Raw genomic sequence first — 26,807 nt, 5'->3', positions numbered from 1 at the left:
CGGGAGCGCTACCTGGCGCCGGCCTGAGGAAGCTCCGGCTCGACCGCGAACGTCGCGCCTTCCAGGTCGAACTCGTGCTTGCTCCGCTCGAACACCGCCTCCGCGGCGAATGTCGTGTGGTGGAACCGCAGGCCACCGATCGAGGACGTCCGCGCGAAGCGGGCGACACCGCGGAACTGTGCCCAGGAGAAGAAGGCACCCCCGTCGAAGTCCGACCGGTCGAAGTTCGCCAGCGCGGTGAACTCCGTGCCGTAGAAACCCACGCGCTGGTGGAAGGTGGTCTTCTGCATGTGCACCGCGCCGACGAACCGGGCGTGACTGAAGTCCGCGGCCTGCACCTCGCAGCCGCTGAACCGGAAGTCGACCAGGGTCGCGCGTTGCAGGTCGATGGACATGCCCGGCCAGAACGCCGGGTGGTCCGCCGCGAGGTGGGTCTTCAGCAGTTCCTGCGCGGCGAGGCGGACCTGCAGCTCGGCCGCGTCGTAGTCGACCGTCTTCTCCTCCTGCTGCACCGCGTCCGCACCGCGGATGCCCTTTTGCGGGCCTTCGAAGGGCATCCGCAGGTAGGCGCACAGCACGTTCACGATCGTCTGACGCTGCTTCGGGTTGTCCTGCCCGAGCCGCTCCAGCGCGTACAGCCCGCCGAGCCGGACCGGCGCCTTGTCGTTGCCGAGCTGTTCGACCGCCTTCGTGTACAGCTCGGTGACGCGCCGCTCCTCCAGGTCGCGCTCGGTCACCGACGCGACGCGGGTCGTCTCGGCCAGCTGCAGCTCGAGCGTGCGCTGGCGGCGCGTCGCGAGCCAGAGCGCGAACACGCCGCCGGCGCCCGCGCCGACGCCGAAGGCCGTCTTGACCGCGTCGATGCGCACCGGCGCGTTCGGCTGTCCGGACCAGGTCAGGAACAGCCACAGCAGCCCGGCGGTGAGCGCCGCGACCGCGACGGCGGTCACGGCGATCCACCGCCACTTCAGCACCGGCACCGGCTCAGACGGCGCCGTACTGCCGGTCACCCGCGTCGCCGAGGCCCGGGACGATGAAGCCCGAGTCGTTCAGGCGCTCGTCGATGCTCGCCGTGACCACCCGGACCGGCAGGCCCGTCTTCTCCAGGTGGGCCAGGCCCTCCGGGGCCGCCAGCGCGCAGATCGCCGTGACGTCGTCGGCGCCGCGGTCGGTGAGCAGGCGGATCGTGTACTCCATCGAGCCGCCGGTGGCGAGCATCGGGTCGAGCACCAGCACCGGCCGGTCGGCGAGCGACTCCGGCAGCGACTCCAGGTACGGCGTCGGCTTGAGCGTCTCCTCGTCGCGCGCCAGGCCGACGAAGCCCATCTGCGCGTCCGGGATCAGCTTGTGCGCCTGGTCGGCCATGCCCAGCCCGGCGCGCAGCACCGGGACCAGCAGCGGCGGCTTGGCGAGCTTGTAGCCGTCGGTGCGCGCCACCGGCGTGTGGATCTTCTCGATCTTCACCGGCACGTCGCGCGTGGCTTCGTAGACCAGCATGACGGTGAGCTCGTGCAGCGCGGCCCGGAACGCGGCGCTGTCGGTGCGCGCGTCGCGCATCGTGGAGAGCCGGGCCTTCGCGAGGGGGTGGTCGACGACGTGCACATCCATGCGGGTCAATCTAGCTGTTTCGCGAAGCTCTTCACCCAGCCGCGCTGCCAGGGCGTTTCGACGGCTCGCTCGTGGTAGTGCTCCCTTGTCCACGCGACGGCCTGGCCGGCGGGGACGCCGGAGAGGACCGCCAGGCAGGCCATCACGGTGCCGGTCCTTCCCGCGCCGCCGTAGCAGGCGACTTCGACGGTCTCGGTCTTCGCCCGTTCGTGGAGCGCTTTGATCTTTTCGCGGGCGTCGGCAGGCTGGGTGGGCAGCAGGAAGTCGGGCCAGGTGACCCACTCGTGCGGCCAGCTGATGCCACCGCCGTGCTTGCGCCGCAGCCGGCTCGTCCCCAGGTAGAGCCCGAAATCGGGCGTGGGTCCGTCGGGGCGGGGGCGCCGCAGCCCGCGTCCGTGTACGCGGGTGCCATCGGGAAACTCGACCATGGGCCCAGTGTCCTACGGAAGATGGACACGCTGGGTGGTTTTCGCCGATAAGCTACGCCGGGTGAGCGAACTGACGCCCGACCAGATGCGGGCTTCCGACGCGGACCGCGAACGCGTCGCCCAGGTGCTGCACAACGCCCTCTCCGAAGGGCGGATCACGGTGAACGAGCTGGAAGAGCGGCTCTCGACGGTCTACGCGGCGAAAACGCTCGGCGAGCTGAAGCCGGTGACGGCGGACCTGCCGGTCACCTCGGCGGCCGTCGAGCCGGCGACCACCCGCGCGCTGGGCTACCCCGACCAGCGCGTCGGCGGCCACCCGGGCAGCCCAGTGTCGATCGGCGTGCTGTCGGGCGCGGTCCGCAAGGGCAGCTGGGTCCTGCCCCCGCAGCACAACAGCTTCGCGTTCTGGGGCGGCACGGAGATCGACCTGCGGCAGGCGCGCTTCGCGGACCGGCACTGCACGATCACCGCGGTGGCCATCATGGGCGGCATCCAGATCACGGTCCCGGACGACATCAACGTGGACGTGACGGGCCTGGGCCTGATGGGCGGGTTCGTGCTGGAGGACAAGTCGGGAGCACCGCCGGCACCGCCCACGGCCCCGACGGTGAAGATCAACGGCCTGGCGTTCTGGGGCGGGGTCGTCGTGTACCGGAAGCCGGCGAAGCGGGCCGAACCGCCGCAAATCGAGTCCTGACCGGCCTGACCCGGACCGGCCCGGCCTCGAGCGCCCCAATGTGGCCTTCGGTGCGTTCAACGCACCCAATGTGGCCTTCGGTGCGTTCAACGCAACCAAGGCCACATTGGGGCGCTTGACGCAGGTGACACAAGAAGCCTGGGGCGTCACACCGGGTGACCCGCCTCCGGCCGCCGCGAACTGTCGGACCCGCCGCCTAGACTCAGGCGCATGACAGCCACGACCAGCACGTCAGCGGCGCCGGACACCCCGGCGCCGCTGGTGGACGCGACTCGCGACGACGCGAGCCTGCGCCGCTTCCTGCTCGGGCTGCCCGGTGTCGACCAGGTCGGCGTCGAGCAGCGCGCGGCGGGGCTCGGCACGCGCAGCATCAAGAAGGACGCCAAGCGGTGGGCCATCGACACCGCCATCTCCATGGTCGACCTGACCACCCTGGAGGGCGCCGACACCCAGGGCAAGGTCCGGGCGCTCGCCGCGAAGGCCGTGCGGCCCGACCCGGAACGCCAGGACACCCCGCGCGTCGCCGCCGTCTGCGTCTACCCCGACCTGGTCGCCACCGCCGTCGAAGCGCTCAAGGGCAGCGGCGTCCACGTCGCGAGCGTCGCCACCGGCTTCCCCGCCGGACGGACCAGCCGCGAGATCAAGCTGGCCGACACCAAGATCGCCGTCGACGCGGACGCGCACGAAGTCGACATGGTGATCGACCGCGGTGCCTTCCTCGAAGGCCGCTACATGGCGGTCTTCGAAGAGATCCAGGCCGTCAAAGCCGCCTGCGGTGATGCCCACCTGAAGGTCATTCTCGAGACCGGCGAGCTGGCGACCTACGACAACGTGCGGCGCGCGTCGTGGCTGGCGCTGCTGGCCGGCGGCGACTTCATCAAGACCTCCACCGGCAAGGTCTCCCCCGCCGCGACGCTGCCGGTCACCCACATCATGCTGCAGGCCGTGCACGACTGGCACCGGCTGACCGGCGAGCTGCGCGGGGTCAAGCCCGCGGGCGGCATCCGGACGACGAAGGACGCGATCAAGTACCTGGTCGCCGTGCACGAGGTCGCCGGCGAGCAGTGGCTGACCCCGGACCTGTTCCGCTTCGGCGCGTCCAGCCTGCTCAACGACCTGCTGCTGCAGCGCCGCACCCAGGTGGACGGCCACTACAGCGGCCCCGACTACGTGACGGTGGACTGATGCCCGTTTTCGAATACGCGCCGGCGCCGGAATCCCGGGCCATCGCGAACCTCAAGGACTCCTACAAGCCGTTCGTCAACGGCGAATTCGTCGACGGCTCGGGTGAGCCGCTGAAGACGGTCAACCCGGCCACCGAAGAGGTGCTCGCCGAGGTCGGCACCGCGTCGAAGTCCGATGTGGACATCGCGGTGAAGGCCGCGCGCAAGGCCTACACGAGCGTCTGGTCGAAGATGCCGGGCACCGAGCGCGCGAAGTACCTCTTCCGCATCGCGCGGCTCATCCAGGAGCGCTCGCGCGAGCTGGCGGTGCTGGAAAGCCTCGACAACGGCAAGCCGATCAAGGAGTCGCGCGACTCCGACGTCCCGACGGCGGCCGCGCACTTCTTCTACCACGCGGGCTGGGCCGACAAGCTGGAGTACGCGGGCTACGGGCCTTCGCCGCGGCCGCTGGGTGTCGCGGGGCAGATCATCCCGTGGAACTTCCCGCTGCTGATGCTGGCCTGGAAGATCGCCCCGGCACTGGCCACCGGCAACACCGTCGTCCTCAAGCCGGCCGAGACGACGCCGCTGACCGCGCTGGTGTTCGCGGAGATCTGCCAGCAGGCCGAGCTGCCGCCGGGCGTGGTGAACATCCTGCCGGGCGCCGGCGACATCGGCGCGTCCCTTGTGGAGCACGGCGACATCGACAAGATCGCCTTCACCGGCTCGACCGAGGTCGGCAAGGCGATCCAGCGCCAGGTCGCGGGCACGCCGAAGAAGCTGACCCTCGAACTGGGTGGCAAGGCGGCGAACATCGTGTTCGAGGACGCCCCGCTCGACCAGGCCGTCGAAGGCATCGTCAACGGCATCTTCTTCAACCAGGGGCACGTCTGCTGCGCGGGCTCGCGCCTGCTGGTGCAGGAGTCCATCGCCGAAGAGGTCCTCGAAAAATTGCGCTACCGCGTCTCGACGCTGCGCATCGGCGACCCGCTGGACAAGAACACCGACATCGGCGCGATCAACTCGGCCGAGCAGCTGGCCAAGATCCGCGGGCTCGTCGAGTCGGGTGACGCCGAGGGCGCGCAGCGCTGGACCAGCCCGTGCCCGGTCCCGGACCGCGGGTTCTTCTTCGCCCCGACGGTGTTCGCGAACGTCCACCAGTCGATGCGGATCGCGCGCGAGGAGATCTTCGGCCCGGTGCTGTCGGTGCTGACGTTCCGCACGCCGGACGAGGCCGTGGCGAAGGCGAACAACACACCGTACGGGCTTTCGGCGGGCATCTGGACCGAAAAGGGCTCCCGGATCCTGTGGATGGCGAACCAGCTGCGCGCGGGCGTGGTCTGGGCCAACACCTTCAACCGCTTCGACCCCGCCGCCCCGTTCGGCGGCTACCAGGAATCCGGCTTCGGGCGCGAAGGCGGCCGCACCGGGCTGGAGGCGTACCTGAATGTCTGACCGCATCTCCGTCGCCAAGACGTACAAGCTGTACATCGGCGGCAAGTTCCCGCGCTCGGAGTCCGGCCGGGTGTACCCGGTGACCGACGCGAAGGGCAAGTTCCTGGCGAACGCGGCCCACGCGTCGCGCAAGGACGTCCGCGACGCCGTGGTGGCCGCGCGCAAGGCGTTCCCGGGCTGGTCGGCGGCCACGGCGTACAACCGCGGCCAGGTGCTCTACCGGGTGGCCGAGGTCCTGGAGGGCCGCCGCGACCAGTTCGCGGCCGAGGTCTCGGCCTCGGAAGGCCTCGGCGGCAAAAAGGCCGAGTCCATTGTGGACGCGGCGATCGACCGCTGGGTCTGGTACGCGGGCTGGACGGACAAGATCGCCACGGTCCTCGGCGCGGCGAACCCGGTGGCGGGCCCGTACTTCTCGTTCACGGTCCCGGAGCCGACGGGCGTGGTGGGCGTCCTGGCGCCCCAGAGCTCGTCGTTGCTGGGCCTGGTCGAGGTCCTCGCCCCGGTGCTGGCCACGGGCTCGACGGCGGTGGTGGTGTCGAGCGCGGAGCGGCCCCTGCCGGCGATCACGCTGTCGGAGGTCCTGGCGACGTCCGACGTCCCGGGCGGGGTGGCGAACATCCTCACCGGGCGAGCCGCGGAACTGGGCCCATGGCTGGCGTCCCACGGAGACGTCAACGCCCTGGACCCGACGGGAGCCGCCCCGGCGGACCGCCCGGGGTTGGCGCGCGAAGCGGCGAACACGGTGAAGCGGGTACTGACGGTCCCGGAGGCGGAGCCGGACTGGACGACGGCGCCGGACCTCACGCGCCTGCGGCGGTACCTGGAGGCGAAGACGGTCTGGCACCCGCTGGGCGTCTGAGGATCGCGAGTGGGCCGCCGCCGCTGGGTGGCGGCCCCTCCCCGCAGACCCGCCAGCGCTACAGCCGGCCCTAGACGAGTAATGCGTAAGTCTGGGTGGTGACCGGAGACGGACGAAGGGTGTCCAAGATCCGTTTGTGACGACAGACCTGAACACCCTTCTCACCGCACTCTACGTCAAGATCAATGACCACCTCGCAGGCCGGCGCCGACCGGGCAGACCACCGAAGCTGACCGACGCCGAGCTGGTGACCCAGGCCGTGGCCCAAGCTTTGCTGGGGTTCACCTCTGAGGCCCGCTGGCTGCGGTTCCTGCCGGCCCGGATGCCCGGCGCGTTCCGCTACCTGCCCAGCCAGTCCGGCTACAACCGCCGGCTGCGTGCCGCGTTGCCGCTGGTCAAGCAGGTGATGCGCTGGCTGGCAGCCGATACCGGCCTGTGGACCGACACGACCTGGATCGTCGACTCCACCCCGGTCGAATGCGGCCGATCCCGGCCCACAGTGAAACGCTCAGAGCTGGCCGGCTGGGCCCAATACGGCTACTGCCGCTCCCACTCCCGCTGGTTCTGGGGCCTGCGACTGCACCTGGTCTGCACCCCGGCCGGACTCCCCATCGCTTGGGCGCTGGCCGATCCGAAGGTCGACGAGCGGCAGGTGCTCATGGCCATCTGCGACCACGAACCCCACCTGCTCACCGAACGCCCCGGCCTGCTGATCATCGCCGACAAAGGCTACGTCTCCCGCGAGCTCGACAACTTCCTCGACGAGCGCGGGGTCCGGCTGATCCGGCCGTCCTACCGCAACCGCCGGCCGCATCCCGGCGAACCGCTGCTCAAGTCCATCCGCCAGCTCATCGAGTCGGTCAACGACACCCTCAAAGGCCAACTGGATCTGGAACAGCACGGCGGACGCACCATCGAAGGCGTCGGCGTCCGCATCGCCCAACGCCTTCTGGCCCTCACCGCCGCCATCTGGCACAACCGCGCCACCAGCCAACCCACCACCCGATCACTGACCGCCTACGACCACTGACCGAGTTACGCATTACTCGTCTAGCTCATCGTCACCGAGAAGTCCGACAGCGTGAAGCGCGCCTTGCCCCCACCCGTCGAACAGAACTCGATGCCGTAGCCGATCTGGTTCACCGTGGGGTTCGGCGGGATCAGGCCCTTGCCGATCGCCCAGGCGATCATCGCCTTCAGGTCCAGCGTTCCCGCGTACTGCGTCGAGCGGGACACGAATGCCACGTACCCCTCGTCGTCCGCCCAGACGTCGTACGTGAAGCCGGCCGCTGTGTACGTCGTCAGCTTCTCGCCCGCCGGGACCTGCTTGTGGTTCTCCGTCCAGACCATCACCTCGGTGACGCCCGGGCCGTTGCCCACGCCGTTCAGCCACAGGTCGTACGCCACGTCGTAGATCCCCGTGCCCGGGCCGCGGCCGGCGAAGGTGGATTTGATCACCGAATAGTCGTTGAACGGTTTTCCGTTCAGGTTGTTGATGTCCTTGTGCACGTTCGGGTAGGTTTTCACCGACGTCGAATCGGGTTGGGTGGATTCGACGTACCAGTTGTCGTACGCGCACGCCCGCAGTGTTTCCGGGCCCGCTTCCTCGGTGTTCCACATGTTGTTGTGGACGTAGTAGCCGCCGTCCGACCAGCCGCCGTCGGGGTCACTCGTCGTGAACTCCGGGCTTCGGCAGTTTCGCACCGGAGCAGTCGACGGCGGCGGTGGGGTCGATGGAGGCGCAGGTCGGGACGTCGGGGGCGCCGAGGTGGCCGGTGTGGCGGAAGAGGCGGCGGCCGACGACGACGGCACCGGAGCCGGCAGCGACGCCGGGGCGGCGGCCGCCGCTACGCCGTCGACGGGCGGGCCGCCGCACCCGGCGAGCACCGGAAAGGAAATCGCCAACAACACGGCCAGCGTTCTTCGTCGCATTTTCCCGCCCGCAGCTGCAATTCCGGCAGAACGAGGCGGAACCTTAACACGGAAATCAGCGAAATCACTCGAGCTCGGGATCGAGGTCCTGCGACGTGATCGGCCGGCCCGGCAGCGCCGAACCCGGCCGCGCGCTGAGCCCGTCGATCATGATGCCGACGCAGCGGCGGGCCGCCATCTCGGCCACCTCCGGCGACTTCGCGCGCGCCTGGCGGAGCAGCGTCGCGAACAGGATCGCGATGTCGCCGGCGCCGACGTCGTCGCGGAGCCTGCCCTCGGCCTTGGCGCCCTCGACGAAGCCGTCGAGGACCGCCAGGATCTCGTCGCGCAGCCGGCGGACCTCCGGGTCGCTCTTGAGGATCACCAGCGCCCGGTGCGACACCATCGCCAGCTGCACGCTCAGCTGCAGTTCCACCGAGTGCCGCAACAGCCGCTCCAGCGCCTGCCACGACGACGTCTCCTCGGCCGCGATCACGCGCGCGTCGATCAGCACCCGCTCGAAGTTGTCCATGGCGACCGCGCGGACCAGCGCGTCACGGTCCGGGAAGCGCCGGTACAGCGTGCCGACGCCGACGCCGGCCGCGCGGGCGATCTCCTCCATCGGCACCTCGGGACCGGAAACGGCGAAGATGCTCTTCGCGGCGGCCAGGATCTGGTCGCGGTTGCGCCGCGCGTCCGCCCGCAGGGTGGTCTCGGGGTCTGCCGTCATGCCGTTCGCCTTCCGCTGAATCGCGCGGGGTGATTCTCGCATGGCCACCAGGCCACGCACTGCCTCCTCGATCGGGTAGCGACGCCTAGTGGACGACTTCCTTCCGCTTGGGTACCTTGGACAGGAGAACCGGAATGTAATCCTCCGCATACTTTCCGTCCGATTTAGGGGGTCCGAAATGACCGAATTGGCCGAGCCCGCGACGCGGGACGACACCTTCCCGCTGCCCCGCACCTGTCCGTTCGCCCCGCCGCCGGCCTACGAGAAGCTGCGCGAGGCCGGCCCGGTCCACCGCGTCACGCTGCAGTCCGGCCAGGAGGCGTGGGCGGTGACGCGGCTCGAGGACGTCCGGCAGATGCTGACCGACCCGCGGTTCAGCTCCGACCGGTTCAACCCCGGCTTCCCGATCCTCACGAAGGACGGCCGCCAGGTCCGGCGGCCCGGGTTCACGCCGTCGCTGATCAACATGGACCCCCCGGAGCACGGCGCGGCCCGGCGCGAGGTCGTCGGCGAGTTCACCGTCAAGCGGATGAAGGCCCTGCAGCCGCGGATCCAGCAGATCGTCGACGAGCACATCGACGCGATCCTGGCCGGCCCGAAACCGGCTGACCTGGTCTCGGCGCTGTCCCTGCCGGTGCCGTCACTGGTCATCTGCGAGCTGCTCGGCGTCCCCTACGCCGACCACGACTTCTTCCAGGTGCGCAGCTCGACGCTGCTCAACCGGGAGGTCGACCAGGACACCCGGATGAAGGCCGTCGACGAGCTGCAGGAGTACCTCGACCGGCTCGTCACGGCGAAGGAGGCCGCCCCGACCGACGACCTGCTCGGCCGCCAGATCCTCAAGCAGCGCGAAGAGCACGGCGACGTCGACCACGACTCGCTCGTCTCGATGGCCTTCCTGCTGCTCATCGCCGGCCACGAGACGACGGCGAACATGATCTCCCTCGGCACCGTCGCGCTCCTGGAGAACCCGGACCAGCTCGAGATCATCAAGAACGACCCTGGCAAGACGCTCGATGCCGTCGAGGAGCTGCTGCGGTACTTCACCATCGCCGAGTTCGCGACCTCGCGCGTCGCCACCGAGGACGTCGAGCTCGGCGGGCAGCTGATCCGCGAAGGCGAGGGCGTTCTCGGGCTGAGCTACTCCGGCAACCGCGACGAAACCGCGTTCGAAAACGCCGACGACCTCGACCTCGAGCGCGGCGCGCGCCACCACGTCGCCTTCGGCTTCGGGCCGCACCAGTGCCTGGGCCAGAACCTCGCCCGGATGGAGCTGCAGATCGTGTTCGACACGCTCTTCCGCCGCATCCCGGAACTCAAGCTGGCCGCACCGGTGGACCAGCTGCCGTTCAAGCACGACTCGTCGATCTTCGGTCTCTACTGCCTGCCCGTGACCTGGTGAGGGGAACGCCATGACCGCAGTCCACGAATTCCCGATGACGCGCACGTGCCCGTTCGCCCCGCCACCGGCGTACACCGAGATCCGCGAGGAAGAGCCGGTCACCCGCGTGCGGCTGCCCGAGGGCAAGCAGGCCTGGGTGGTCAGCAGGCACGAGGACGTCCGGACCGTGCTGAACGACCGGCGGTTCAGCGCCGACCGCCAGCACCCGGACTTCCCGCAGCTGGTGCCCGGGTTCCGGCGGCCGGACGACGAGCGCACGATGATCACCATGGACGCGCCCGAGCACGGGCCGGCCCGCAAGGCCGTGCTCGGCGAGTTCACCGTGCGCCGGATGGAGGAGCTGCGGCCGCGGATCCAGGAGATCGTCGACGAGCGGATCGACGCGCTGCTGGCCGGCCCGAAGCCGGGCGACCTGGTCGAGACGCTGTCGCTGCCGGTGCCGTCGCTGGTCATCTGCGAGATGCTCGGCGTGCCGTACGCCGACCACGACTTCTTCCAGACCCACACGGCGAAGCTGATCAACCGCGACACGCCCCCGCAGGAACGGCGGGCCGCGGTCGAGGCCGTGCGCGAGTACATGAGCGACCTCATCGCCGGGAAGGAGGACAACCCGCCGGACGACCTGCTCGGCAGGCAGATCGTCAAGCTGCGCGAGGAGGGCACCTACCGGCGGGCGTCGCTGGCCGCGACCGGGTTCCTGCTGCTCGTCGCCGGGCACGAGACGACGGCGAACATGATCTCGCTGGGCACCGTCGGGCTGCTGGAGAACCCGGACCAGCTGGCCCTGGTCAAGGCCGACCCGGGCAAGACACTCGACGCCGTCGAGGAGCTGCTGCGGTACTTCACCATCGTCGACGCCGCCACCGCGCGGCTCTGCGTCGAGGACGTCGAGGTCGGCGGGCAGCTGATCCGGGCCGGCGAGGGCGTGCTGGCGCTGGGCTACGCGGCCAACCGCGACGGAAGCGCGTTCGAAAACCCCGACGAACTGGACATCGAGCGCGGCGCCCGCCACCACGTCGCCTTCGGGTTCGGCCCGCACCAGTGCCTCGGCCAGAACCTGGCCCGGATGGAACTGCAGATCGTCTTCGACACGCTGTTCCGCCGCATCCCCGGGTTGAAGCTGGCCACGCCGGTCGACGACCTGCCGTTCAAGGACGACGCGAACATCTACGGCCTGTACCGGTTGCCGGTGACCTGGTAGAGACGAACTGCCACACCACCACAGGAGAAGAGGACCATGAAGATCATCGCGGACACCGGCAAGTGCGTCGGCGCCGGTCAGTGCGTACTCACCGAGCCCTCGCTGTTCGACCAGAGCGAGGAGGACGGCACGGTCATCGTGCTCGACGACCAGCCCGAAGGCGAGCTGGTCGAGAAGGCCCGGGAAGCGGTGCACGTCTGCCCGAGCCAGGCCCTCTCCCTGCAGGAGTGACACGCCGTGAGGGCCACCGCGAGGTGGCCCTCACGCGTTACTTGACCGCGCCCATCGACAGGCCGCGGACCAGGTGGTTCTGCGCGATCCACCCCACGATCATCACCGGCAGCGAAGCCAGCAGCGCGGCCGCGGACAGCTGTGCCCAGTACAGGCCCTCGCTGGTGATGAACCCGACCAGGAACACCGGCACAGTTCCGGCGCGGGCCGCCGTCAGGTTGACCGCGTAGAAGAACTCCGTCCACGAGAAGATCACGCAGATCAGCGCCGTCGCCGCGATCCCGGGCGCGACCACCGGCATGATGATCTTGCGCAGGAGTGTCGGCAGGTTGGCGCCGTCGATCCGGCCCGCCTCGATCATCTCGTGCGGCACCTCGAGGAAGAACGACCGCATCATCCAGATGGCCAGCGGCAGGTTCATCGACGTGTAGAGGATGACCAGCGCCCACACCGTGTCGAGCAGCTCGGTGTTCTGCGAGATCACGTACAGCGGGATGATCGCCGCCACGATCGGCAGCATCTTCGTCGACAGGAAGAAGCCGAGCGCGTTCGACGTGCCCTTCACCGGCGCCAGCGACAGCGCGTACGCCGCCGGGACGCCGAGGAGCAGCACCAGCAGCGTCGAGAGGATCGTGACGAACGCCGAGTTCGACAGGTACGGCAGGAACCCGCCGCCCAGGACGTTGCCGATCTGGTCGAACGTCGGGGTGAAGAACAGCTTCGGCGGGTCGGTGTAGGCGTCGGCCTCCTGCTTGAACGCCGTGAGGATCATCCACAGCAGCGGGAAGACGAACAGGATCGCGATGATCCAGGTCGCGACGGTCAGCGAACCCTTGCCGTAAGCCCGCTTGCGGGGAGCAACCGTGGTCATTTGATCCCTCCGCTCACCGAGAACGTCCGGAACATCAGGCGCAGGGCGAAGGTCGCGACGATCATCGTCAGGATGACCACGACCACGCCCATCGCCGACGACTGGCCGACGTCGAAGCCTTCGAACGCGCGCTGGTAGATGTAGTACGGCAGGTTCGTGCTCGCCGTGCCCGGGCCACCCTGGGTCATCAGGAAGATGGCGTCGAAGCTGTTCACGATGTAGATCGCGCCCAGCAGCGTCGCCAGCTGCAGGAACCGGGACAGGTGCGGCAGGGTGATGGAGACGAACGTCCGCCACCGCCCGGCACCGTCCACATTGGCCGCTTCGAGGACGTCCTTGGCCTGGCTCTGCAGGCCCGCGAGAATCAGCAGCATCATGAACGGCGTCCACTGCCACACGATCTGGGCCATCACCGACGCCAGCGGGAACTCCGAGAGCCAGTCGACATCGGTGCCGAAGACGAAGTGCAGCAGCCCGTAGGTCGGGTCGAACATCGTCGTCTTCCACAGCAGCGCGCCGGCCGCCGGCAGGATCAGGAACGGCGTGATCAGCAGCGTCCGGACGACGCCGCGGCCGAGGAACTTGCGGTCGAGCAGGATCGCCAGGCCGAGGCCGAGCAGCAGCGCGACGAACACGCACACGACGGTCAGCAGCACCGTGTTGAGCAGCGCGACCAGGAACGTCGTGTCGCTGAAGACGTCGACGTAGTTCTGCAGGCCGACGAAGTGCCGCGAGCCCGGCCGGACCAGGTTCCACGACTGGAACGAGTAGAACACCGTGAGCAGGAACGGCAGCTGCGTCACCGCGACGACGAAGAGCAGCGCGGGCAGTAGCGGGAGCCGCCGCTTGGCCGCGGTGCTCAGGCCGCGCTTCTCTTCGACCTTCGCGTGCGAGGTGGACTTCGGTGTGGAAACGGAGAGCGTGGACATCACTGCACCGCCTTGTACGAGTCGCCCACGGTTTGCGCGTAGTCCTGGGACTGCTTCAGCGCGTCTTCGACGGATTCGCGGCCGGCGATCGCCGCCGACAGCTGCTGGCTCACCCGGGTGCCCAGGTCCTGGAACTCGGGGATGCCGACGAACTGGATGCCGGGGTAGGGCACCGGGTTCGCCATGACTTTCTGCTGGTTCGCGTCCGCGATGCCGTCCAGCGTGGGCTTCGCGTAGGCCTTCGCCGCGTCGGCGTACTCGGGGATGTCGTAGGTGGACTTCCGCACGCCCGGCGGCACGCGGTTCCAGCCGTAGGTCTGGCCGACCTTCTGCACGTACGCCTTGTCGGTCATCCAGGCCATGAACTTCCAGGCCGCGTCCTTGTCCTTGGCCACCTTCGGGATGCCCAGGGCCCAGGTGTAGAGCCAGCCGCTGGCCTGGGTCTTGACGACCGGCGCGGGCGCGTAGCCGGACTTGCCGACGATCTTGCTGCTCGCCGGGTCCTCGTTGGTGCCCGCCATGACCGTCGCGTCGTACCACATCGCGGCGTTGCCCTGGGTGTAGCGCGTGCCGCACTCGGAGAACCCGGCGCTGGAGGCGCCGACTTCGCCGTGCTCGCGGATGAGGTTGACGTAGAAGTTCGCGGCCGCGGTGAACTCCGGCGACGTCAGCTTGGCGTTCCAGTTCTGGTCGAACCACTGGGCGCCGAAGGTGTTGGCCACGGTGGTGAAGGGCGCGAGGCTTTCGCCCCAGCCAGGCTTGCCACGCAGGCAGATGCCCGCGACGCCGTTCGCCTTGTCGTCGAGCTTCGCGGCGAAGTCGGCGATCTGCTGCCACGTCGGCTTGGCCGGCATGGTGAGCCCGGCCTTCTCGAAGAGGTCCTTGCGGTAGGCCAGGAACGACGACTCGCCGTAGAACGGCACCGCGTACAGCTGGTTCTCGTACGACAGTGACTGCTTGATGCTGGGGATGAAGTCGCCTTCGTCGTAGCCGGGGGTGGCCGCGATGTGCGGTTCGAGGTTCTCGAGCCAGCCGTTGGCCGCCCACTGCGGGGCTTCGTAGTTGCTGATCATGACGACGTCGAACTCGCCGCCCTCGGTGGCGGTCGACGCGGTGATCTTCGCGCGGGCCTGGTTTTCCGGCAGCGACACGAACTTCAGGCCGATGCCGGTGGCCTTCTCGAACTCGGGTGCGAGCGCGATCGCGTCCTTCATCTGCGGGTTGGACACGATCGCGATGACGAGCGTGCTGCTGCCGGTACCGAGCGAGCCGGCGCCCGCGCAGCCGGTGGCCAGCAGCGACGTCGCCGCGAAGAGGGTGAGGAGCTTACGCACGGCCACCTCCGGGGAGGACTTGCACCTTGAGGCCAGCGCCGCTGCGCATCTTGGCGAGCGCCTCGGGGTACTGCTCCAGTGGCAGGGTGTCGGTGAGCAGCGCGCCGGTGTCGATCGCGCCGTTCGCGACGAGGTCGAGCGCGGCGCCGAAGCTGTGCAGCACGGCCATCGAGCCGACGACGGTGATTTCGTCGTTGTAGATGCGGAACGGCGAGAGCGCGACGCGGGCTTCGGCCGGGGCGACGCCGAAGACGAGCAGCCGTCCCCCGCGCCGGATCGCGTCGAAGGCGGCTTCGATGGCGGGCGCGGCGCCGGTGCAGTCGACGGCGACGTCGAACTTCTCGCCGTTCAGGTCTTTCGTATCGGCCGCGGTGGCGACGGCGCCGAGGCTCTTCGCGCGGGGCAGGCGGGCTTCGTTGCGATCGACCACCGTCACCTGCGCGCCCGAACGCTGCAGCAGCTGCTGCATGATCAGCCCCATGGTCCCGGCGCCGACGACGAGGAAGCGTTCGCCGGCCTCGACGCCGACGCGGCGGACGCCGTGCACCGCGCAGGAAACCGGCTCGACCAGCGCGCCCTGTTCCCAGGTCATCGCGTCGGGCATCCGGTAGCAGGTGGCCGACGGGACGGCGACGTACTCGGCGAAGGCGCCGTTGACGGTGTCGCCGGTGGCGCCCCAGTTCGCGCAGAGGTTGCCGTGGCCGGCGCGGCACGGGCCGCAGTAGCCGCAGAACAGCGACGGGTCGACGGCCACCCGGTCGCCGACCTTCCACTCGCCCGGCACGTCCGCGCCGAGCTCGACGATCTCCCCGGCGAACTCGTGCCCGGGGACGATCGGGTACGGCGTGGGCGGGAAGTGCCCGTCCGCGATGTGCAGGTCGGTGCCGCAGATGCCGCACGCTCCGACCTTGACGACGACCTCGTGTTCCCCGGGTTTCGGATCGGGCACCTCGCCGACCCTGATCTCACCGGGCCGGTCGACGATGGCGGCGCGCATGCCTTGCCCCTTCCTCGCGCTCAAACGAGCAACATTGACCTATGGCGTCGAGAACACGTGAAGGCATTACAGGTCTGACGTCGGCATTACGTCAACCTTTCGGCTGGATTTCGCGCTATTATGCTCAGGTGAGCGCTTCTCGTAAGGGCGCTTCGCTCACCGAAGCGATGCTGCTCGCCACCGTCGCCCGGCGCTTCTACGTGCAGGGACGCTCAAAACTGGAGATCGCCGACGAGTTCGGCGTCAGCCGGTTCAAGGTGGCGCGGATGCTCGACACGGCCATGGAGTCCGGGCTGGTCAGGGTGGAGTTCTCGCTGCCGGCGCCGGTGGACCTGGCGCTGTCGGACGAGGTGCGCTCGGCGTACGGCCTGGAACGGGCGCTGGTGCTCGAACGCTCAACCGAGCGGGAGCCGAAGGGGGTCGTCCGGGCGAAGATCGGCGCGCTGGCGGCCCGGTTGCTGGAGGAGATCGCGGTCCCGTCGGACGTGATCGGGCTGTCGTGGGCGCGGTCGGTGAACGCGATGACGGAGGCGGTCCGGTCGCTGCCGCGGTGCCCGATCGTCCAGCTCTGCGGGGTGCAGGCCGGGATGGACATGCGCGGCCGCTCGGTGGAGACGGTCAGCCGCGTGACGTCGGTGTCCGGCGGCGACGCGTACCCGATCTTCGGGCCGCTGGTGCTGCCGGACCGCCGCACGACCGAGACGTTGCGGCGTCAGCCGGGGATCGCGGAGACCTTCGGCCAGTTCCGGAACCTGACCAAGGCGGTGGTCAGCATCGGCGCGTGGCAGCCGGGCGAGTCGACGGTCTACGACGCCTTGGACGAGGCCGAGCGGGCGGCGATCGCGGCCCGCGGCGCGACGGCGGAGGTCGCGGCCCGCCTCTTCGACGCGTCGGGAAACGCTCTCTCGACCGGCTTGGCCCACCACGTCCTGGCGATCAGCCACGAGGAGCTGATGGCGGTCCCGGAGGTCATCGCCCTGGGCTACAGCCGCCCGAAAGCGGCGGCGGTGGACGCGGTGTTGCGCTCGGGCATGGTCTCGACGCTCATCACCGACGCCGCGGCCGCGGTCCCCCTGCTGGCTCTCGCGGCGAAGAACCCGGTGATGCCCCGCTGATCACGCATGATGCCCGCCCAATCACGCGAGATACCCCTCCAATCACGCGAGATCCGCGCCCCATCACGCGAGATCCGGGTTGCGGCCCTACTCCCCCGGACGTACGGCCGCCTCCGCGACGTACTCCGGCGGACGCAAACCCGATCCCGGCGAGTCCGGGGCGAAACCCGGGTCCGGCCCGATGTGCGCGCGACGTCGCTCGGCGAGCCTGGAGGACGTGAAAACTTCTCCTCGCTGGCGCCAGGCCGTCGTCTGGCTGCACATCGTGTCCTCGGTGACCTGGATGAGCCAGGCCGCCGGGCTGATGGTGCTGATGGTGGTCGCCCTGACCAGCCCCGGCCGGGCTCCGGCCGCGACGTCCATGGCCGAAGTGCTCGACTCCGTCGTGCTCGCGCCGATGGCGAACGTCGCGATCTTCACCGGCCTGCTGCTCGCGGGCGCCACGGCCTGGGGCTATTTCCGGCACTGGTGGGTGCTGACCAAGTTCGTCCTGACGGTGGTGCAGTTCTACGGCGGGATCTTCCTGCTCTCCCCCCGGCTGCACGACGTCGCCGCCGGCGCCGCCACCGTGACCTGGTCCCAGGTCGCCGGCACCGCGCTGATGGCGAGCGCGCTCGCGTTCCAGGCGTGGCTTTCGGTGACCAAGCCGTGGAAGAAGACCCCGTGGTCTCCGGCGGCGAAGCCACTCACGGCGCCGACGTGGGTGTTCGTCGCCGGCATCGGCGCGGCCGCCGCGGACGTCACCGCCGGAATCCTGCTCGGCTTCCCGATGCCCGCGTTCGAGCTGATCATGCTGATCGTGTTGCTCGCGTTTGAGCGGCGACGACGTCGTCGCCGTGCTCAGCGGCCCAGCGCCCGAAGCCCTCGATCGGCCCCAGCAGCGTCTCACCCAACGGCGTAAGCGCGTACGCGCCTTCGCGCCGCTCGACGAGGCCGTCGAACTCCAGACGCCGCAGGGTTTCCGTGAGCACCTTCGCGCTGACGCCGCCGATGGCCCGCCGCAGGTCGACGTGCCGCCGCGGCCCGTCGCGCAGCGCCCACAGCACCACCGGGTTCCAGGTGTTGGCGACCAGGTCGAACGCGAGCCGCGTCCGGCAATCCGCGAGGAAGTCCATGGTTACCGTTCGGTTCCTTCCCGGGTTCCTACCGTCGTGCTGGTACCAGCCAAGCACAAGGAGGACGCATGCGGATCGGGATCTTCGGCACGGGCGGGATGGCGGACGCGCTCGGCACGCGGTGGGCACGGGCGGGCCACGACCTGATGGTGAGCGGCCGGTCGGACCCCGGCCCGCTGGCCGCGCGGCTCGGCGCCGCGACCGGATCGTGGCGCGAGACGGCCGCCTTCGCCGGCGTGCTGCTTCTGGCCGTCCCCGCGGCCGCGATCGGCGAGGTGCTCGCCGAGGCGGGGCCGCTGCCGGGGAAGGTGCTGGTGGACTGCACCAACGACCCGGCACTGACGGGCGCCCCGGTGGCGTCGCGAATCGCCACGGACGCCCACGTCGTGAAGGCGTTCAATCTGGCCCACGTCGACGTCTGGCGGATGACCCCGCCCGTCTTCGGCGGCCGTCCCCTCTCGGTCCCGCTGTGCGGTGACGACCCGGCGGCGCTCGACACGGTGAGCACGCTGGTCCGGGACGTCGGCGCCAAGCCGGTTCCCGCGGGCGGCCTGGACCGCGCGGCCCTGCTGGAGGCCACGGCGGCGTTCGCCATCGGGCTCTGGTTCGCCGGGGAGGACGCCCAGGCGATCCTGACCCCGATCGCCCCTACAGGATGATGATGTATTCCACCATGGTCCCCTCCTGGGTCGCGAAGCCTCCACGCTAACGCGAAACCGGGCCGCCGGGTTGCGCCGTTGAGCGCAACCCGGCTAGTGCGCGCCCACCTCGGTCACCCGGACGACCGCCATCCCGGCCTCGTCCGACGCGGCCAGGTCGACCTCGGCGCTGATGCCCCAGTCGTGGTCGCCCGCCGGGTCGTCGAAGATCTGGCGCACCTTCCAGACGTCCGGCAGCTGTTCGATCATCAGCAGCTGCGGGCCGCGCGCGTCCGGGCCGGTGCCGAGCGTCTCGTACTCCTCGAAGTAGTCCTCGATCGCTTCCTGCCACGCATCCGCGTCCCAGCCCGAAGCCGCGTCCAGCTCGCCGAGCGGGAACCACGCCCGCCGCGCGAACAGCTCGACCCGGCGGAACAGCTCGTTGCGGACCAGGACGCGGAACGCGCGCTCGTTGCGCGTGACGGCCGGCGGCGGCTCCGGCGGCCGGTGCGACACCGGGCCTTCCTCCGTCGGGTGCCGCAGCGCCTCCCACTCGTCCAGGAGACTCGAGTCGACCTGGCGGACGAGCTCGCCGAGCCACTCGATCAGGTCCTGCAGTGCCTCCGTCTTCGCTTCGTCCGGGACCGTGTGGCGCAGCGCGTCGTAGACGTCGGCGAGGTAGCGCAGCACGAGGCCCTCGGACCGGGCGAGCTGGTAGAAGCCGATGTACTCGACGAAGTTCATCGCGCGCTCGTACATGTCGCGCACGACCGACTTCGGCGACAGCTCGTAGTCGGCGACCCACGGGTGGCCCTGCCGGTAGCTGTGGAACGCGCCCTGGAGCAGCTCCTCCAGCGGCTTCGGGTAGCTGACGTTCTCGAGCAGCTCCATCCGCTCGTCGTACTCGATGCCCTCGGCCTTCATCGCCTGCACGGCCTCGCCACGCGCCTTGAACTGCTGCTGCGACAGCACCGGCCGCGGGTTGTCCACTGTGGATTCCACAACGGACACGACGTCGAGCGCGTAGCTCGGCGAATCCAGGTCGAACAGCTCGATCGCGGCCAGCGCGAACGGCGAAAGCGGCTGGTTGAGCGCGAAGTCGAACTGCAGGTCGACGGTGAGCCGGATGATCCGGCCCTGTTCGTCCGGTTCGGACAGTCGCTCGACGACGCCGGCGGCGAGCAGCGCCCGGTAGATCGCGATGGCGCGCAGGATCAGCTTGCGCTGGGACGCCCGGTCCTCGTGGTTGTCCTCGAGGAGGTGGCGCATCGAGTCGAACGCGTTGCCCGGCCGCGAGATCACGTTCAGCAGCATCGAGTGCGAGACCTTGAAGCTGGACGTCAGCGGCTCGGGGTCGGCCGCGATGAGCCGGTCGAACGTGCTCTCGGTCCAGTTGACGAACCCCTCCGGGGCCTTCTTCCGGACGATCTTCTTTTTCTTCTTCGGGTCGTCGCCCGCCTTCTCGAGGGCCTTGGCGTTCTCGACGACGTGGTCGGGCGCCTGGACGACGACGTAGCCGTCGGTGTCGTAGCCCGCCCGCCCGGCGCGGCCGGCGATCTGGTGGAACTCGCGGGCCTTGAGGTGCCGCTGGCGGACGCCGTCGTACTTGGTGAGCGCGGAGAACACGACGGTCCGGATCGGCACGTTGATGCCGACGCCGAGGGTGTCGGTCCCGCAGATCACCTTGAGCAGCCCGGACTGGGCGAGGGTCTCGACCAGCCGGCGGTACTTGGGCAGCATGCCGGCGTGGTGGACGCCGATGCCGTGGCGGACCAGCCGCGAGAGCGTCTTGCCGAAGCCGGCGGCGAACCGGAAGTCGCCGATCAGCTCGGCGATGGCCTCCTTCTCGGCCTTCGACGTCACGTTGATGCTCATCAGCGTCTGCGCCCGCTCGATGGCCGCGGCCTGCGAGAAGTGCACGACGTAGACGGGCGCCTGACCGCCGTTGAGCAGCTCGGACATGGTCTCGTGCAGCGGCGTCAGCGCGTACCGGAAGGTCAGCGGGACCGGGCGCTGCGCCGACGTCACCACCGCCGTCGGGCGGCCGGTGCGGCGGGTGAGGTCCTTTTCGAAGAAGGAGACGTCGCCCAGGGTGGCCGACATCAGGACGAACTGGGCGTTCGGGAGCTCCAGCAGCGGCACCTGCCAGGCCCAGCCGCGGTCGGGCTCGGAGTAGAAGTGGAACTCGTCGGCCACGACCTGCCCGACGGGCGCGCCGGCACCGAACCGCAACGCGATGTTCGCCAGGATTTCGGCCGTGCAGCAGATGATCGGGGCGTCCGGGTTGACGCTGGAGTCGCCGGTCATCATCCCGACGTTGTCGGCGCCGAAGATGTCGATGAGCTGGAAGAACTTCTCCGAGACGAGGGCCTTGATGGGCGCGGTGTAGTAGCTGCGGCGGCCCTGGGCGAGCGCGGTGAAGTGCGCGCCGACGGCGACGAGGCTCTTCCCGGAGCCGGTCGGCGTCGACAGGATGACGTTCGATCCGGAGACGACCTCCATCACCGCCTCCTCCTGCGCCGGGTACAGCTCGATGCCCCGTTCGGCCGTCCAGGTGGTGAAGGCTTCGAAGAGGGCGTCGGGGTCGGGATCCGCAGGCAGGAGGTCTGTGAGAGTCATCAGGCGTCCATCGTGCCATCCGCTCGTCGCAAAGTCGGCAGGGGCGATCGCATCGCGAGTGGGAAACCCGTAGGCTTCGCGGTACCGCGCGTCGACTGGGTGATCCTTCCGGTCCCGCGCGCACACGGGCGGTACTCCGGAGGGCTAAGGAATGGCACAGGACATCATCCCGATCGAACTCGGCCTGCCGCAGGGCGACGTCGTCACCCTGTGGGCGCCGCGCTGGCGGGAAGACGGCGAGGAGTGGGAAGCGTTCCTCGGCGACGAGGACGACCTGTACGCCTTCGCCGACGCAGCTCACCTGGCCGCCTTCGTCAGGACCTCCGAGCGGCACGACCTGCTGGACCACCCGGCGTGGGACGCGGTGCCGTCGCTGAACGTGCCCGAGCTGATCCCGGACGAGGACCACACGTACGACCTCGTCGGCGTGCCGGAGCTGGTCGCCGAGGAGCCGGACGTCTGGCACATCGCCGAGCTGGCGGAGATCGTCGGCATCGTGCGGTCGCTCGCCGACGTGTGCGACCTCGAGGAGGTCCACGAGATCCTCGACTCGACCGAGGGCTTCTCGCTGCTCGACCAGGGCACGCTGCCGTTCACCGGGAGCGTCGGCGTCCAGGTGTGGAACGACCTGTCCGAGACGGTGTCGCAGAAGTGGGACACCGTGCTCGACGCGATCGACGGCCTGGTGACCCAGCCGGAGGTCGACGAGAAGGTGCTGGAGCAGACGGCCGAGGAGCTGGCCGCGTTCCACGAGGAGTCCGCCGAGGCCGAGGCCGGCGCGGAGGGTGAAGAGGACCTCGAGGCTCTGTCCTCGGAAGACGACGAGGAAGAAGAAGAGGGCCCGGTCGGCTTCTGGGCCGAGGTCGGCATCGACCCGATCAAGATCATCACGTCCGGCGCGGAGTACTACACGCTGCGCTGTTACCTCGACGACGCCCCGGTGTTCCTGGGCAGCGAGGGCGAGATCGACGTGTTCACGTCGACCGGCGCGCTCGCCAGGGCCCTCGCGGACGGCAAGGACCTGGCCGACACGGACCTCGCGGACGTGTCCACGTGGGACGAGGTCCTGGCCAAGGCCACGGCGGGCGAGCTCGAGATCGAGGTCGACCCGGAGAACACGTACGTGTTGACGGGCCTGGACGCGGACATCGCGGAGGGCCCGGAGGCGATCGACCCGACGCAGCTGGAGCTGGCGGTCGAGCTGATCACGGACGCGGCGGAGTGGGCGGGCGACGACTCGGCCGAGACGGCACTGGCGGGCAACGAAAGCCTGGGCTGGCTGGTGTCGTTCGTGCTGCGCCCGGACCCGTCGCGGCTGGAGCCGTCGGCGCCGTTCGACGCCGAGCAGGGCGCTTGGCGGAAGCTCGTGGAGACGTTCGAGAACCGCCTGACGGTGGCTTGATCTGTACTTGGCCGAGGGCCGCCTCCCGCAGGTTGGGGAGGCGGCCTTCGTCGTGTCGGCGCGTTCGCCGCGGCCCCATCCACAGGCGCAGCCGGATGTGGACAACTCAGCCGAGCATGCCCCGGAGAGCAGCTTTCCGTCAGGAGCGGCCGATACGCTGGACCCGGGGGGCGCCCCCGCGGGCTGGGCGCCGTTTCGGGGCACATGCCCGGGCAGCTCGCGCGTCTCGCGTGGCCGGTCCGGTGGGGCATCTCGCGTGACTGGAGGGGCATCTCACGTGTCCCAGCGGGCATCTCGCGTGATTGGAGGGGCATCTCACGTGCCCCAGCGGGCATCTCGCGTGATTGGAGGGGCATCACGGCTCCGGGTGTTCCGCGCGGATCGGGACCAGCAGCACCGCCAGGGCCGGGAACACCGCCGCCACGCAGAAGGCGAGTGCGTACCTGCTGTCGCCGATCACCAGGCCCAGCAGCGGCGGTGTCAGGGAGGCCGCGACGTTCTGGGCCGTGTTCTGCGTGCCCATCGCGCGGCCGGACCATGCCAGGCCCGCCAGCTCGGCCGACGCCGTGAAGCCCAGGCCGTTGTCCGCCACCGTGATCACCCCCGCCAGCGCCAGCGCCAGCAGCACCAGCCACGGCCAAGCCGCGTCCCCCAGCGCCACCAGCAGCATCACCAGGCAGCTCGACACCGCCAGCTGCCGCATCGGGCGCAGGCGGCTGCCCACCCGGTCCGACCACCAGCCCGACCCCAGCCGTCCGAAGGCCCCCAGCACCTGGACCACCGCCAGGTACCAGCCCGCGCTCAACGGGCTCCAGTGCTGCACCGCCACCAGGTAGACCGGCGCGAACGCCGACACCGCGAACTGCGGCACCACCAGCAGCGCGCTCGCCCCGTGCACCCGCCACAGCGCCGCGTGCCGGTACGGCGACGGCGGCCTCTCCCCGGAAGCCGCACGCGGCGGGCGCGGCGGGTCCGTCACCAGCCACGCCACCAGCAGCGCCACCACGATCGCCAGCCCGGCCGGCAGCAGGACCGCCGCCCGGAAGCCGAAGTGCGCGGCCAGCGGGGGCAGGCCCAGCGCCGCGACGCCGACGCCGAGCGGCTGGGCCGTCTGGCGGATCCCCATCGCCACGCCCCGCTCGGACTTCGCGAACCAGCCCATCACCACGCGACCGCTCGCCGCGTTCACCGAAGCCGTACAGGCACCCGCCGCCAAAAACACCCCAAAGAGGAGCCCGACCGGGTGACTTCCTGTCCCGGCGTACACCAGGAGTAACCCCGAGACGCCCAGGCCAAGGGCCATGATGAGGCGCTCTCCGTAACGGTCCGCAGCCGCACCCCACACGATCAGGGTGAACAACAGCCCGATGCTCGGCGCCGCGACGACCGTGCCGGCCTCCGCCAGCGTCAGCCCCTCGGCGGCGCGCATCGCCGGGACCAGGAACGGGATGCCGTAGAGGAACGAACAGCTCGCGGTCTGTGCGGCGAGGCCGAGCGCGAGGACGAGCCATCGCCGCCGACTCGTCGAAAACTCCACGACCTGCGCCATCTTCGCCACCGTCTCAAATATTGAGAAGCTGTTCCTACATAGTGAACGATAGTTGGCATGGCTAAGGACCGCAAACGAGTTGCGGTCCTTGGCGGGGAAGGTCAGGCGAGCGCGGCGTACCCGGGCTTGATGACGTCGTCGATGAGCGCGAGCCGGGCGTCGAAATCGATGAACGCGGATTTCATCGCGTTGATCGTGAACCAGCGGAAGTCGTCGAGACCATAGCCGAACGTCTCGTGCAGCGCCGCGAATTCGCTGGTCATCGTGCATCCGCTCATCAGCCGGTTGTCCGTGTTCACCGTCACCCGGAAGCGCAGCTTGGCGAGCAGGCCGATGGGGTGCTCGGCGATCGAGCCGACCGTGCCTGTTTGGACGTTCGACGTCGGGCAGATCTCCAGGGGGATGCGGCGGTCCCTGACGTAGGCGGCCAACCGTCCAAGGTGGACCGTGCCGTCGGCGTCGGTCTTGATGTCCTCGGCGATGCGCACGCCGTGCCCGAGCCGCTCGGCGCCGCAGTGCTGAATCGCTTCCCAAATGGACGGCAAACCGAATGCTTCACCCGCGTGAATGGTGAAGTGCGCATTGTTCTGACGCAGATATTCGAACGCGTCGAGATTGCGGGTGGGCGGGAATCCGTCCTCGGGCCCGGCGATGTCGAACCCGGCCACGCCGGCGTCACGGTAGCGGACGGCCAGGTTCGCGATCTCGAGCGCGCGGGCGTGCTGGCGCATCGCGCAGAGCAACGTCCCGACGCGGATCGTGCCTCCGTTCGCGGCCACCCGCCGTGTGCCCTCCGTGAACCCCGCCTGGACGGCCTCAACCACCGCATCGAGTGACAGACCGCGTTCGACGAACAACTCCGGGGCGTAGCGCACCTCGGCGTAGACGACGCCGTCGGCGGCCAGGTCCTCCACCGCCTCCGCGGCAACCCTGACCAGCGCTTCCTCCGTCTGCATCACCCCGCAGGTGTGCGCGAAGGTCTCGAGGTAGGAAACGAGTGAGCCGGAGTCGGCCGCTCGGCGGAACCAGCTGCCCAGCTCGGCCGGGTCGGTGGTGGGCAAACCGGCATAACCGGTCGCGTCGGCGAGCTCGGCGACGGTCGCCGGGCGCAGGCCGCCGTCGAGGTGGTCGTGCAGCAGCACCTTGGGTGCGCGGCGGAGTGTCTCGGTGGGCAGAACAGGGCTTTCGTCAGGCATCCCCCAACGGTAACCTCGTTGTCATTCCCCTACATGGCCGTAACTCTCAGGCTCGGGCTAACCCTCAGCGTTGAGGATCATGTCCCGAATCGGCCATCCGGGGGCTGCCTCCGCAATAGCCTCTTCACGGGGGCCATACAGACAGCAATTTTTGCAATCGATAAGCTTCGTGGCACGTCCCTCCATTTCCCCGCCGACGAAGGACACACAGCAGTGACCACTGACAACCACATTGCCGCCCCGTCCTTCGACCGGATGCGCAACATGCTGGTGCGCGCGGCCGAAGTGCGTGAGAGCGAGCAGCAGCAGATCTTCGACGCGCTCGACGACATCTACGCCCGCCTCGCGCCGGTGGACTCGCTGGGCGCGGTCCGCAAGCGGCTGTCCGAAATGCCCGACCGCACCGAGGTCAGCGTCCTGGCCGAGCGCCTCGACGAGACGATGTCCCGCCTCGAGGCCCAGGACACCGCGATCGCCGCGCTGACCCGGGCCGTCGAGAGCATCGTCGACAAGCTCGCCAAGCCCTTCGCGCAGCTCGACGGCCGTCTCGACGGCGTCGCCGCCCGCTTCGAGGGTGTCGCCGGCCGGATGGACGGGCTCGAGGACAAGCTCCAGAACATCCACCGGCGGCTCGACGAGCTGGGCGGGCACCTGGACAAGCAGGACGCGAAGCTCGAGTCGCTGCCGCAGTCGGTGCACGGCCCGGTCCGCGAGCGGATCGAGCAGGCCGAGTCGACGCTGCGCGAGCGCGTCGACACCACGGACCACGAGCTGCGGAACAAGGTCGACGAGCTCAGCCGCGTCACGCAGGAGCGCGTCGGCGAGCTGGGCCGCACCACGCACGAGCGGATCGACGCGAACACCGAGGCGCTCAAGGTCGCGCTGACCGAGACGGGCGAGATGATCGACGCGTCCGACCGGCTGGAGAACCTGGGCAACCGGCTCGAAACGGTCACCACCCGCCTCGACGACCTGGCCTCCCGCCTCGACAAGGTCGAGGACGGCTTCATGGCGAGCCTCGGCGACCTCGACGGCACGGTGAAGAGCGGCCTGGCCAAGGTCGAGGGCACGCTGTCGAAGCAGCCGGACACCGACTCGGTCGACTCGCTGGTCCGCAAGAGCAACGACGAGAGCGTCCGCCGCATCGGCGGCCAGCTCGACGAGGCGATGGCGACGTTCGCGGAGCTGATGCTCGGCGGCGGCCCGGCGGTCCAGCAGATCGCCCCGCCCCCGCCGGCCCCGCGCCAGCCGCGCCGCAGCAGCCGCAACGGCCGCGCACCGAAGCCGGCCGACGCCAAGGCCAAGGCGGGCGAAAGCTCGGAAGAAGCCACGGAGTAGGCATCTGAAGAAGGCCCCC

Annotated in this window: 26 protein-coding genes; 13 read left to right on the top strand and 13 right to left on the bottom strand. The window is 69.7% G+C overall.

Features of this window, described 5'->3' with window-relative positions; all coding sequences use genetic code 11:
• Positions 1–8 precede the first annotated feature (8 nt).
• Genes I4Q55_RS13570 through I4Q55_RS13560 form a run of 3 tightly spaced genes read right to left on the bottom strand, consistent with a single transcriptional unit; the run spans position 9 to position 2,036 of the window.
• Complete coding sequence (locus tag I4Q55_RS13570; protein WP_206787958.1) at positions 9–950, bottom strand: pentapeptide repeat-containing protein; 942 nt, start codon at positions 948–950, stop codon at positions 9–11.
• A gap of 34 nt (positions 951–984) precedes the next feature.
• Positions 985–1,608: a uracil phosphoribosyltransferase gene (gene upp, locus I4Q55_RS13565; protein WP_091304537.1), complete on the bottom strand. Its 624-nt coding sequence runs from the start codon at positions 1,606–1,608 to the stop codon at positions 985–987.
• Positions 1,609–1,613: 5 nt separating this feature from the next.
• Positions 1,614–2,036, bottom strand: a complete 423-nt coding sequence (locus tag I4Q55_RS13560) for a protein-tyrosine phosphatase family protein (protein WP_206787955.1) — start codon at positions 2,034–2,036, stop codon at positions 1,614–1,616.
• Between the two features lie 85 nt (positions 2,037–2,121).
• Here I4Q55_RS13560 and I4Q55_RS13555 point away from each other — a divergent pair, with 85 nt between their 5' ends.
• The 5 genes from I4Q55_RS13555 to I4Q55_RS13535 all read left to right on the top strand — a co-directional run bounded on the left by I4Q55_RS13555 (position 2,122) and on the right by I4Q55_RS13535 (position 7,240).
• A complete protein-coding gene (locus I4Q55_RS13555) occupies positions 2,122–2,733 on the top strand; it encodes a DUF1707 domain-containing protein (RefSeq protein WP_206788105.1) in 612 nt (203 codons plus the stop codon).
• 210 nt (positions 2,734–2,943) lie between these two features.
• The gene (gene deoC, locus I4Q55_RS13550) at positions 2,944–3,918 is read left to right on the top strand and encodes a deoxyribose-phosphate aldolase (protein ID WP_206787954.1); all 975 of its coding nucleotides are present in this window, start codon (positions 2,944–2,946) and stop codon (positions 3,916–3,918) included.
• The gene (locus I4Q55_RS13545; protein ID WP_206787952.1) at positions 3,918–5,351 is read left to right on the top strand and encodes an aldehyde dehydrogenase family protein; all 1,434 of its coding nucleotides are present in this window, start codon (positions 3,918–3,920) and stop codon (positions 5,349–5,351) included. The genes deoC and I4Q55_RS13545 overlap by 1 nt, the downstream gene beginning before the upstream one ends.
• On the top strand, positions 5,344–6,210 hold the full coding sequence (locus I4Q55_RS13540) for an aldehyde dehydrogenase family protein (protein ID WP_206787950.1): 867 nt from the start codon (positions 5,344–5,346) through the stop codon (positions 6,208–6,210). Before I4Q55_RS13545 ends, I4Q55_RS13540 begins: the two co-directional genes overlap by 8 nt.
• A 136-nt stretch (positions 6,211–6,346) precedes the next feature.
• Positions 6,347–7,240 carry an IS982 family transposase gene (locus I4Q55_RS13535; protein WP_206787947.1) on the top strand — a complete coding sequence of 298 codons (894 nt, stop codon included), beginning with the start codon at positions 6,347–6,349 and terminating at the stop codon, positions 7,238–7,240.
• Between the two features lie 20 nt (positions 7,241–7,260).
• Here the strand turns inward: I4Q55_RS13535 and I4Q55_RS50155 are convergent, their stop codons facing one another.
• Both I4Q55_RS50155 and I4Q55_RS13525 read right to left on the bottom strand, forming a co-directional pair.
• A complete protein-coding gene (locus I4Q55_RS50155; RefSeq protein ID WP_307793201.1) occupies positions 7,261–7,914 on the bottom strand; it encodes a hypothetical protein in 654 nt (217 codons plus the stop codon).
• Positions 7,915–8,206: 292 nt separating this feature from the next.
• A complete protein-coding gene (locus I4Q55_RS13525) occupies positions 8,207–8,851 on the bottom strand; it encodes a TetR/AcrR family transcriptional regulator (protein ID WP_206787943.1) in 645 nt (214 codons plus the stop codon).
• Positions 8,852–9,029: 178 nt separating this feature from the next.
• Here I4Q55_RS13525 and I4Q55_RS13520 point away from each other — a divergent pair, with 178 nt between their 5' ends.
• Genes I4Q55_RS13520 through I4Q55_RS13510 form a run of 3 tightly spaced genes read left to right on the top strand, consistent with a single transcriptional unit; the run spans position 9,030 to position 11,685 of the window.
• Positions 9,030–10,253 carry a cytochrome P450 gene (locus I4Q55_RS13520; RefSeq protein ID WP_206787941.1) on the top strand — a complete coding sequence of 408 codons (1,224 nt, stop codon included), beginning with the start codon at positions 9,030–9,032 and terminating at the stop codon, positions 10,251–10,253.
• Between the two features lie 10 nt (positions 10,254–10,263).
• Positions 10,264–11,454: a cytochrome P450 gene (locus I4Q55_RS13515; RefSeq protein WP_206787939.1), complete on the top strand. Its 1,191-nt coding sequence runs from the start codon at positions 10,264–10,266 to the stop codon at positions 11,452–11,454.
• Between the two features lie 36 nt (positions 11,455–11,490).
• Entirely contained in the window at positions 11,491–11,685 is a 195-nt protein-coding gene (locus tag I4Q55_RS13510; RefSeq protein WP_206787937.1) for a ferredoxin, read from the top strand.
• A 37-nt stretch (positions 11,686–11,722) separates the two neighbouring features.
• Here I4Q55_RS13510 and I4Q55_RS13505 read toward each other — a convergent pair whose 3' ends face one another.
• Genes I4Q55_RS13505 through I4Q55_RS13490 form a run of 4 tightly spaced genes read right to left on the bottom strand, consistent with a single transcriptional unit; the run spans position 11,723 to position 15,816 of the window.
• Positions 11,723–12,556 carry a carbohydrate ABC transporter permease gene (locus I4Q55_RS13505; protein WP_206787935.1) on the bottom strand — a complete coding sequence of 278 codons (834 nt, stop codon included), beginning with the start codon at positions 12,554–12,556 and terminating at the stop codon, positions 11,723–11,725.
• Positions 12,553–13,485 carry a carbohydrate ABC transporter permease gene (locus I4Q55_RS13500; protein WP_206787933.1) on the bottom strand — a complete coding sequence of 311 codons (933 nt, stop codon included), beginning with the start codon at positions 13,483–13,485 and terminating at the stop codon, positions 12,553–12,555. The genes I4Q55_RS13505 and I4Q55_RS13500 overlap by 4 nt, the downstream gene beginning before the upstream one ends.
• Entirely contained in the window at positions 13,485–14,825 is a 1,341-nt protein-coding gene (locus I4Q55_RS13495; RefSeq protein ID WP_206787930.1) for a sugar ABC transporter substrate-binding protein, read from the bottom strand. The genes I4Q55_RS13500 and I4Q55_RS13495 overlap by 1 nt, the downstream gene beginning before the upstream one ends.
• Positions 14,812–15,816 (bottom strand): zinc-dependent alcohol dehydrogenase family protein, encoded by a 1,005-nt coding sequence (locus I4Q55_RS13490; protein ID WP_206787929.1) that lies wholly within the window; start codon positions 15,814–15,816, stop codon positions 14,812–14,814. Before I4Q55_RS13490 ends, I4Q55_RS13495 begins: the two co-directional genes overlap by 14 nt.
• A gap of 167 nt (positions 15,817–15,983) precedes the next feature.
• Between I4Q55_RS13490 and I4Q55_RS13485 the strand changes: the two genes are divergently transcribed.
• Positions 15,984–16,931: a sugar-binding transcriptional regulator gene (locus tag I4Q55_RS13485; protein ID WP_206788104.1), complete on the top strand. Its 948-nt coding sequence runs from the start codon at positions 15,984–15,986 to the stop codon at positions 16,929–16,931.
• A gap of 217 nt (positions 16,932–17,148) precedes the next feature.
• A complete protein-coding gene (locus I4Q55_RS13480) occupies positions 17,149–17,832 on the top strand; it encodes a hypothetical protein (RefSeq protein ID WP_307793200.1) in 684 nt (227 codons plus the stop codon).
• Here the strand turns inward: I4Q55_RS13480 and I4Q55_RS13475 are convergent.
• Positions 17,720–18,046, bottom strand: coding sequence for a helix-turn-helix domain-containing protein (locus I4Q55_RS13475; RefSeq protein ID WP_206787925.1), 327 nt, complete (start codon positions 18,044–18,046; stop codon positions 17,720–17,722). The genes I4Q55_RS13480 and I4Q55_RS13475 overlap by 113 nt on opposite strands.
• 68 nt (positions 18,047–18,114) lie before the next feature.
• Between I4Q55_RS13475 and I4Q55_RS13470 the strand changes: the two genes are divergently transcribed.
• Entirely contained in the window at positions 18,115–18,705 is a 591-nt protein-coding gene (locus I4Q55_RS13470; protein ID WP_206787923.1) for an NADPH-dependent F420 reductase, read from the top strand.
• 93 nt (positions 18,706–18,798) lie between these two features.
• Here I4Q55_RS13470 and I4Q55_RS13465 read toward each other — a convergent pair whose 3' ends face one another.
• The gene (locus I4Q55_RS13465) at positions 18,799–21,303 is read right to left on the bottom strand and encodes an RNA helicase (protein WP_206787921.1); all 2,505 of its coding nucleotides are present in this window, start codon (positions 21,301–21,303) and stop codon (positions 18,799–18,801) included.
• Positions 21,304–21,454: 151 nt separating this feature from the next.
• On the opposite strand from I4Q55_RS13465, the gene I4Q55_RS13460 reads away from it, so the two are divergent.
• Positions 21,455–22,705 (top strand): primosomal protein, encoded by a 1,251-nt coding sequence (locus tag I4Q55_RS13460; RefSeq protein WP_206787919.1) that lies wholly within the window; start codon positions 21,455–21,457, stop codon positions 22,703–22,705.
• Positions 22,706–23,060: 355 nt separating this feature from the next.
• Here I4Q55_RS13460 and I4Q55_RS13455 read toward each other — a convergent pair whose 3' ends face one another.
• Positions 23,061–24,254 carry an MFS transporter gene (locus I4Q55_RS13455; protein WP_206787917.1) on the bottom strand — a complete coding sequence of 398 codons (1,194 nt, stop codon included), beginning with the start codon at positions 24,252–24,254 and terminating at the stop codon, positions 23,061–23,063.
• A 101-nt stretch (positions 24,255–24,355) separates the two neighbouring features.
• Positions 24,356–25,450 carry an adenosine deaminase gene (locus I4Q55_RS13450; RefSeq protein ID WP_206787915.1) on the bottom strand — a complete coding sequence of 365 codons (1,095 nt, stop codon included), beginning with the start codon at positions 25,448–25,450 and terminating at the stop codon, positions 24,356–24,358.
• Positions 25,451–25,663: 213 nt separating this feature from the next.
• Here I4Q55_RS13450 and I4Q55_RS13445 point away from each other — a divergent pair, with 213 nt between their 5' ends.
• The gene (locus I4Q55_RS13445; RefSeq protein WP_206787914.1) at positions 25,664–26,788 is read left to right on the top strand and encodes a PA containing protein; all 1,125 of its coding nucleotides are present in this window, start codon (positions 25,664–25,666) and stop codon (positions 26,786–26,788) included.
• The last annotated feature ends 19 nt before the right edge of the window (positions 26,789–26,807 follow it).

Source organism: Amycolatopsis sp. MtRt-6, assembly GCF_017308975.1.
GTDB lineage: Bacteria > Actinomycetota > Actinomycetes > Mycobacteriales > Pseudonocardiaceae > Amycolatopsis.
Note: the sequence above shows the minus strand (reverse complement) of the source record. Positions and strands in the feature narration are given on the sequence as shown.